The organism is Sphingomonas aquatilis, from assembly GCF_014196115.1.
Lineage (GTDB): Bacteria > Pseudomonadota > Alphaproteobacteria > Sphingomonadales > Sphingomonadaceae > Sphingomonas > Sphingomonas aquatilis.
The window spans coordinates 440,662-447,938 of record NZ_JACIDB010000003.1; the positions used below are offsets into that span (position 1 = coordinate 440,662).

A 7,277-nucleotide genomic window follows, 5' to 3' on the forward strand; every position below is an offset into this window, starting at 1 on the left:
TTAACCGCGGGGGCCCTTGCGATACGGCTTGGCCTGATGCCGTGCGGGTGCGCCGCCGGTACGTGGGCGACCGGCATTGTCACGCGGCGCGCGCGGACCACGCGGACCGCCGCCATGACCGCCCTCGGCGCGCGGATTGCCGGCGAAGGGGACGATCTGCAGGCTGCCTTCGTCGCTTTCCGGGTTGGCGGTACGCTGTACGCTGGCGAGCACCCGGTCGGCGACGGTGCGCGGCACTTCGAACAGCGTGTCGTTCGGGTTGATGCGGATCGCGCCGATTTCCGCCTTGGTGATATGGCCGCGGCGGCAGATCAGCGGCAAGAGCCAGCGCGGGTCGGCATTCTGGCGGCGGCCGATGTCCATGCGGAACCACACGGTATCCTCGAACCCGGGGCGGGGACCCTGCTGACGCTCACTCTGCTGCGGCGCTGCCGAATCGAGCAGGTCTTCCGCCTGTGGCATCGCAGCGCGGTGCGCGTGGACGAGCGCGGCGGCGATATCCTCGGGCGACTTTTCGGCGATCAGGCGCTGCGCCAGCTCGCGATCCTCGTCGTCATATTCGATCGGTTCGAGCAAAGTCGCGATCAGGCGCTCGCGATCCTGTTTGCGGATGTCGTCGGCGCTGGGGGCGGGGATCCAGTCGCAGGCGATCTTGGCCTGCTTCAGCATCATGTCGACGCGGCGGCGGCGCGGATAGGGGACGATGAGCACCGCGGTGCCCTTCTTGCCGGCGCGCCCCGTGCGGCCCGAGCGGTGCTGCAGCGTTTCGGCGTCGCGCGGCATTTCGACGTGGATCACGAGCGTCAGGCTGGGCAGATCGATGCCGCGCGCGGCGACGTCGGTCGCGACGCAGACGCGGGCGCGGCGATCCCGCAGCGCCTGCAACGCCTGGTTGCGCTCATTCTGGCTGTGTTCGCCCGACAGCGCGACCGCCGCGAAGCCACGCTCGACGAGGCTGGCGTGGAGGTGGCGGACGTTGTCGCGGGTGGCGCAGAACAGGATCGCCGTCTCGGCTTCGTGGAAGCGGAGCAGGTTGATGACGGCATGCTCGATATCGGCCGGCGCGACGGTGACCGCCTGATATTGGATGTCGCCGTGGCCACGCGTCTCTCCGACGGTCGAGATGCGCAGCGCGTCATTCTGGTAGCGCTTGGCGAGCGCGACGATCGGCTTGGGCATGGTCGCCGAGAACATCAGCGTGCGGCGTTCGGACGGCGACGAATCGAGGATCTGCTCGAGGTCTTCGCGGAAGCCCATGTCGAGCATCTCGTCCGCCTCGTCGAGCACGGCGACGCGCAGTGCGGACAGATCGAGCGCGCCGCGCTCGAGGTGATCGCGCAGGCGGCCCGGCGTGCCGACGACGATATGCGCGCCGTGGCTGAGCGAGCGGCGCTCCTTGCTGGCGTCCATGCCGCCGACGCAGGTGGCGATGCGCGCATGCGCTTCCTTATAGAGCCACATCAGCTCACGGCTGACCTGCAACGCGAGTTCGCGCGTCGGCGCGATGATGAGCGCGAGGGGGAGGCCCGGCGGCGGCAGCGTGCCGTCGACAAGCAGTTCGCCCGCCATGGCGAGGCCGAAGGCGACCGTCTTGCCCGAACCGGTCTGGGCGGAGACGACGAGGTCGCGGCCGGCGGCTTCGGGTTCGATCACCGCGGCCTGGACGGCGGTGGGCGCTTCATAGCCACGGGCGACGAGCGCTTCAGCGAGAAGCGGGGGCAGGGAGGAAAAGGGCATGGGAAACCTAAAATAAAAGCGGGCCCCGAAGCCCATGCCGACAGGGCAGGGCTGGAGCGCAGCAGGACAACAAAATCGCGATGGAAATCGCGGGCCAATGCGGGCGGCAATACGGGTAATGTGGCGCTTATCGCGTGCGCATCATGGCCGTGGCCGTAACCCCAAGAGACCCTGCCTGCGCGCCAAATCCGCGAAGCCGAGGCCGAGCGAGGCCGCGCGGGCTCCCTACGCCAAACCGCGCCTCGGCGCAACTCGGGCAAAATCGGGGGGCGCCACCACCACGCGCGCTGCAACATTCCGTAACATTTATTAGTCCGATGCGGGATCAAAGCCCGGCGATTGCCGTTGGGCGGCGACGGATTGGAACGGGGCCGCCGCGGCGCCGACCATCGCGGTGAGGACGACTGCATGGCGACACTGGCTCCCCCGGCCCCCCGGCACGCCCCCAGAGATCGCGGTGGTCCGCATGGCGCCGGGCGCACGCTGGATGCGCTAAACTTTTTCTTGGCGGATGTGCGCGATGGGCTGGGCCCGTATCTTGCCATCTATCTGCTCGCGGTGCGCGGGCCGGCGCATGGCTGGAACGAGGCGACCGTCGGCATGGTGCTGACCATCGCGGGCATCGTCGGGCTGGTATCGCAGACGCCGGCAGGCGGCCTGATCGATCGCAGCCGCAACAAACCGGCGATCGTCATCGCCGCCGCCTTGCTGGTGACGTTGACCAGCGTATCGCTGCCCTTCGTCCATGGTTTCGCGATGGTCACCGCGACCCAGTCGCTCGCGGCGGTGGCGGGGGCGGTGTTCGCCCCGGCGATCAGCGCGATCACGCTGGGTCTGTTCGGCCCCAAGCTGTTTTCGAAGCGCGTCGGGCGGAACGAGGCGTTCAACCATGCCGGCAACGCCGTATCCGCCGCATTGGCCGGGGCGCTGGCGTGGAAGTTCGGCCCGGTCGTCGTCTTTTGGTTGATGGGCGCGCTGACGGTGGCGAGCGTCGCCGCGGCGCTGCGGATCCGCAACGGCGACATCGACAATGCGGTGGCGCGCGGCCTCGATTGCGAACCGGACGAGACCTGCGAGCAGCCCGGCGGCTGGCGTGTACTGGTCGAGAACCGGCCGCTGCTGCTGTTCGCCGCCATCGCGTTCCTGTTTCACCTGGCCAATGCGGCAATGCTGACGTCGGTCAGCCAGCTGCTCGCAAAGACGGTGGGCAAGGATTCGGCGACCTCGCTGACCGCCGCCTGTATCGTCGCAGCGCAATTGGTGATGGTGCCGGTCGCCGTCATCGTCGGCCGCAACGTCGATAGCTGGGGGCGAAAGCCACTGTTCCTCGTCGCGTTCGGCGTGCTGGCGGCGCGCGGTGCGCTGTATACGCTGTCGAACGACGCCTGGTGGTTGGTTGGGGTGCAGGCGCTCGACGGGGTAGGGGCGGGCATCTTTGGCGCACTGTTTCCGGTGGTGATAGCGGATCTGACCAAGGGGTCGGGCCGATTCAACGTCGCGCAAGGCGCGGTCGCGACGGCGCAGGGGCTGGGCGCGGCGCTCAGCGCGACGCTGGCGGGGACGATCATCGTCGGCGCCGGCTATGCCGTAAGCTTCCTGACGTTGGCAGCGATAGCGGCGGCCGGCCTCGCGCTCTATGCGATGGCGATGCCCGAAACGAAGCCGAAGCATCCTGCGCCCAAGGCGAAGGGGCACGCCGTATGATCGCGACGGTCGCCATCTGTGCAGGCGCCACCGCAGGCGTCATCGCGCGGCCGTTCCGTTGGCCGGAGGCGATCTGGGCGGTCGGCGGCGCGTTGCTGCTGCTGCTCACCGGGTTGATCGCGCCCGCGGCGGCGTGGGGCGCGGTGCTGAAGGGCAGCGACGTCTATCTATTCCTGATCGGCATGATGCTGCTGTCCGAGGCGGCGCGTGAACAGGGCGTGTTCGACTGGGTCGCCAATCTCGCGGCGGCGCGCGCGAACGGATCGGCCACGCGCCTGTTCACATTGGTGTTCCTGACCGGGGTGGTCGTGACCACCTTCCTGTCGAACGATGCGACCGCAGTGGTGTTGACCCCGGCGGTCTATGCCGTGGCGCGACAGGCGGAGGTGAAACCGCTGCCGCTGCTGTTCGCCTGCGCGCTGGTCGCCAATGCGGCGAGTTTCGTGCTGCCGATCTCCAACCCCGCGAATCTGGTGCTCTACGCCAGCGACCTGCCGCGCCTGGGCGCGTGGCTCGGCGCGTTCGCGTTGCCGTCGGTGTTGGCGTTGGTCGCGACCTATGCGGGCCTGCGCGTCCTGTTCCGCGGTGCGTTGAGCGGAACGGCGGCGCAAGGCGAGGGGGTGAGCCTGTCGACGGGCGGCCGGCTGGCGCTGATCGGGATCGGTGCGACGGCGACCCTGCTGACGATCGCGTCGGCGGTCGGTTGGGACCTGGGCTGGCCGACCTTTGGTGCGGGCCTTGCCACCGCGATCGCGGTGCAGGCGCGGGCCGGCGAGACGCCGCTGCCCTTGCTGCGGCGCGTGTCCTGGTCGGTGTTGCTGCTGATCGCCGGGTTGTTCGTGATGGTCGAGGCGCTGGCGGAAACGGGGTTGATCCAGTGGCTCGCCACACAGTTGATGCACGGCGCCGCGACCGACCTGCGCGCGACCGCAGCGGCGGCGGGCGGTCTGCTCGCGGTCGGCAGCAATGCGATCAACAATCTGCCCGCCGGGCTGATCGCGGCGCAGACGATCGCGGCGGCGCACCCGCCCAAGCTGATCGTCGATGCGCTGCTGATCGGCGTGGACCTCGGCCCCAACCTGTCGATCACCGGTAGTCTTGCGACGATCCTGTGGCTGATCGCAATTCGCCGCGAAGGCGAGGACGTCAGCTTCTTCCAGTTCCTCCGCGTCGGTGTGGTGACCACGGTGCCCGCGCTGATTCTGGCGATCGGCGTGCGGGTGTTGCTCGGTTGACGTGATTCGCCCGAGTCGAATCGGCCGTCGTCCTAACGCGGGCTAGGATATTCGGTCGGGGCGGGCGCCAGAGGTCGAGAAAGGTCCCAGCCGTCTGGGGTGACGTTTTTCGGGACGGGGCAAATTTCAGAGCGCCTGCGCTGCGGCCCAGCCGCTCGCCCAAGCCCATTGGAAATTGTAGCCGCCGAGCCACCCGGTCACGTCCACCGCTTCGCCGATCGCGTGAAGGCCCGGCACCCGGCGCGCCTCGAGAGTCTGCGACGATAGATCGGCGGTGCTGATCCCGCCAACGGTGACCTCCGCCTTGGCAAAGCCCTCGCTGCCGTTGGGCGCGAAACGCCAGTCGGCAAGGCGCCGCGCTGCGTCGTCCAGCCGCCGGTCCGGCGTGTTGGCGAGCTCCGTGCTCACGCCGATTCGCTCGGCCAGTGCCTCGGCGAGCCGGTCTGGCAGATGCGCGGCCAGCGCGCGCCGCAAGGTGGTGCGGGGCTGCTGGCGCTTCGCCTCGATCAGCCAGCCGGGCGCTGCATTGGGCACGAAGTCGATGCCGATCGTTTCGCGGGGGCGCCAATAGCTCGACACCTGCAGGATGGCGGGACCCGACAGGCCGCGGTGGGTGAAGAGGGCGGCCTCGCGGAACCGCGCCTTGCCTGCGCTGGCGACGACCTCCGACGCGACACCAGACAGCGTGGCGAACAACGCCTCCTCGCCGCCCAGCGTCAGCGGCACCAGCGCCGGACGGGGCTCGACCACCTTCAATCCGAATCGGCGGGCGAGATCATAGGCAAATCCGGTCGCGCCCAATTTGGGGATGGAAGGACCACCGGTGGCGATGACCAGCTTCGGCGCGGTCACGGTGCGGCGGGGCAGGGCGACGCGATAGGCGTGGCCGTCATGATCGACCGTGCCGACCGACGACGACAGTGCATAATCGACGCCGCCCGCCGCGCATTCGTCGCGCAACATTGCGACGATCTGCTTGGCCGACCCGTCGCAGAACAATTGGCCAAGCGTCTTTTCGTGCCAGGCGATGCCGTAGCGATCGACGAGGGCGACGAAGTCTGCCGCCGTGTAGCGGCCCAGCGCCGATTTGGCGAAATGGGGGTTGGCGGACAGATAGCGGTCGGGCGCCGTGTGGATATTGGTGAAGTTGCAGCGCCCGCCACCCGAGATCAGGATCTTGGCGCCGACCGCGTCATTGTGGTCGACCAGCAATATGCGGCGGCCGCGTTGTCCGGCGACCGCGGCGCACATCAGACCGGCGGCGCCGGCGCCGAGGACGATCGCATCATAGGTATCGGGGCTCGTCATGCCGCGCCGGTAGCCGCTGGCGGCGGCGTCGGCTAGCACGGCGCGTCTAAGGAGAGAGCGATGCGACTGAGATCCCTGCTGTTCGTACCCGGCGACCGCCCGGAGCGATTCGCCAAGGCGGCGGCCAGCGGCGCGGATGCGATCATCCTCGACCTGGAGGATTCGGTCGCGATCCCGGCGAAGGCGGCGGCGCGCGAGGCGGTGGCGCGCTATCTGGCGGAACCGGCGGACCTGATCCGGTTCGTCCGCGTGAATCCGCTGGGGAGCGGGGACCTCGACGCCGATCTTGCCGCGGCGCGCGGCGCGGATGGCGTGATGCTGCCCAAGGCGGAGGGGGCGAAAGACATCGCGGCGCTCGTTGCGCGGATGGGCGATGCGATCGTGCCGATTCTGCCTGTGGCGACCGAGACGCCGCGCGCGGTATTTGCGCTCGGGGGCTATGACGCGGTGGCAGAGCGGCTCGCCGGCCTGACCTGGGGGGCGGAGGATCTGCCCGCCGCGATCGGCGCAAGTGCGGCACGCGAATCGGACGGGCGCTATACGCAGCCCTATGAGGTGGTTCGGACGCTCGCGTTGATGGGCGCACATGCCGCGGGGGTGGCCGCGATCGAAACCGTCTATCCGGCGATTCGCGATGCGGACGGGCTTGCAGCGTATGCCGCCCGCGGGGCGCGCGACGGCTTTACGGGTATGATGGCGATCCACCCGACCCAGGTTGCCGCGATCAACGCCGCCTTCACGCCGGGGGAGCAGGCGCTGGCCGACGCGCGTGCGGTGGTGGCGGCCTTTGCTGCCGCACCGGGGGCGGGGGCGCTGCAACTGGATGGGCGGATGATCGATGCCCCGCATCTCAAACAGGCGCGGGCGCTGCTGGCACGGGCCGGCGAGGTGCAAGACGCCAAGGGAATGTGACACTCAGGCGGCGGCCCGGGAAACCGGCCGCCGCTGGTGCGTTGAGACGCGGCGAACCCCGAGACCGGGGATCGACACCGGATCGACGCGTAGAGGGCCTCAGCAGGCCTTCTCAGCGACTTTTTTGGGTGTCCGCAAAAAATCTGCAATTTTTGTGTTGACGGCCCAGGCGCCCCCGCCTAGATGGGTGTCACCGCAGCGGTGGCCGACACGGTCACCGAGGCAGTCACAAAAAACCTGGCGCGCTGGCCGCCCCGAGAAAAAGGGGTAAGGTAGCTGTGCCGGTGTTTTTGTCGGCTCTTTGACATTGTAGGTAAGATGAAGGGACATGTGGGCGGCGGCTCGTGTGTTTCGGGTCCTCAAGGCTCGAAGCGCACGTTA

The 7,277-nt window shown here is 68.8% G+C and carries 5 protein-coding genes; 3 read left to right on the forward strand and 2 right to left on the reverse strand.

All coding sequences use genetic code 11. The features are described 5' to 3' along the window. Entirely contained in the window at window positions 1-1,737 is a 1,737-nt protein-coding gene (locus GGR47_RS10790; RefSeq protein WP_017979452.1) for a DEAD/DEAH box helicase, read from the reverse strand. Window positions 1,738-2,145: 408 nt separating this feature from the next. On the opposite strand from GGR47_RS10790, the gene GGR47_RS10795 reads away from it, so the two are divergent. Continuing rightward, window positions 2,146-3,441, forward strand: coding sequence for an MFS transporter (locus tag GGR47_RS10795; protein ID WP_244305110.1), 1,296 nt, complete (start codon window positions 2,146-2,148; stop codon window positions 3,439-3,441). After that, the gene (locus GGR47_RS10800) at window positions 3,438-4,676 is read left to right on the forward strand and encodes an SLC13 family permease (protein ID WP_147036495.1); all 1,239 of its coding nucleotides are present in this window, start codon (window positions 3,438-3,440) and stop codon (window positions 4,674-4,676) included. The genes GGR47_RS10795 and GGR47_RS10800 overlap by 4 nt, the downstream gene beginning before the upstream one ends. 126 nt (window positions 4,677-4,802) lie before the next feature. Here the strand turns inward: GGR47_RS10800 and GGR47_RS10805 are convergent, their stop codons facing one another. Further along, the gene (locus tag GGR47_RS10805) at window positions 4,803-5,984 is read right to left on the reverse strand and encodes a BaiN/RdsA family NAD(P)/FAD-dependent oxidoreductase (protein ID WP_147036504.1); all 1,182 of its coding nucleotides are present in this window, start codon (window positions 5,982-5,984) and stop codon (window positions 4,803-4,805) included. Between the two features lie 60 nt (window positions 5,985-6,044). Here GGR47_RS10805 and GGR47_RS10810 point away from each other — a divergent pair, with 60 nt between their 5' ends. Beyond that, entirely contained in the window at window positions 6,045-6,896 is an 852-nt protein-coding gene (locus GGR47_RS10810; RefSeq protein ID WP_147036494.1) for an HpcH/HpaI aldolase/citrate lyase family protein, read from the forward strand. The last annotated feature ends 381 nt before the right edge of the window (window positions 6,897-7,277 follow it).

What these genes read in the sequence shown, in the direction of transcription:
- GGR47_RS10805 (WP_147036504.1), bottom strand. Translation starts at nt 5,984, where the DNA reads ATGACGAGCCCCGATACCTATGATGCGATCGTCCTCGGCGCCGGCGCC.
- GGR47_RS10795 (WP_244305110.1), top strand. Translation starts at nt 2,146, where the DNA reads ATGGCGACACTGGCTCCCCCGGCCCCCCGGCACGCCCCCAGAGATCGC.
- GGR47_RS10800 (WP_147036495.1), top strand. Translation starts at nt 3,438, where the DNA reads ATGATCGCGACGGTCGCCATCTGTGCAGGCGCCACCGCAGGCGTCATC.
- GGR47_RS10790 (WP_017979452.1), bottom strand. Translation starts at nt 1,737, where the DNA reads ATGCCCTTTTCCTCCCTGCCCCCGCTTCTCGCTGAAGCGCTCGTCGCC.
- GGR47_RS10810 (WP_147036494.1), top strand. Translation starts at nt 6,045, where the DNA reads ATGCGACTGAGATCCCTGCTGTTCGTACCCGGCGACCGCCCGGAGCGA.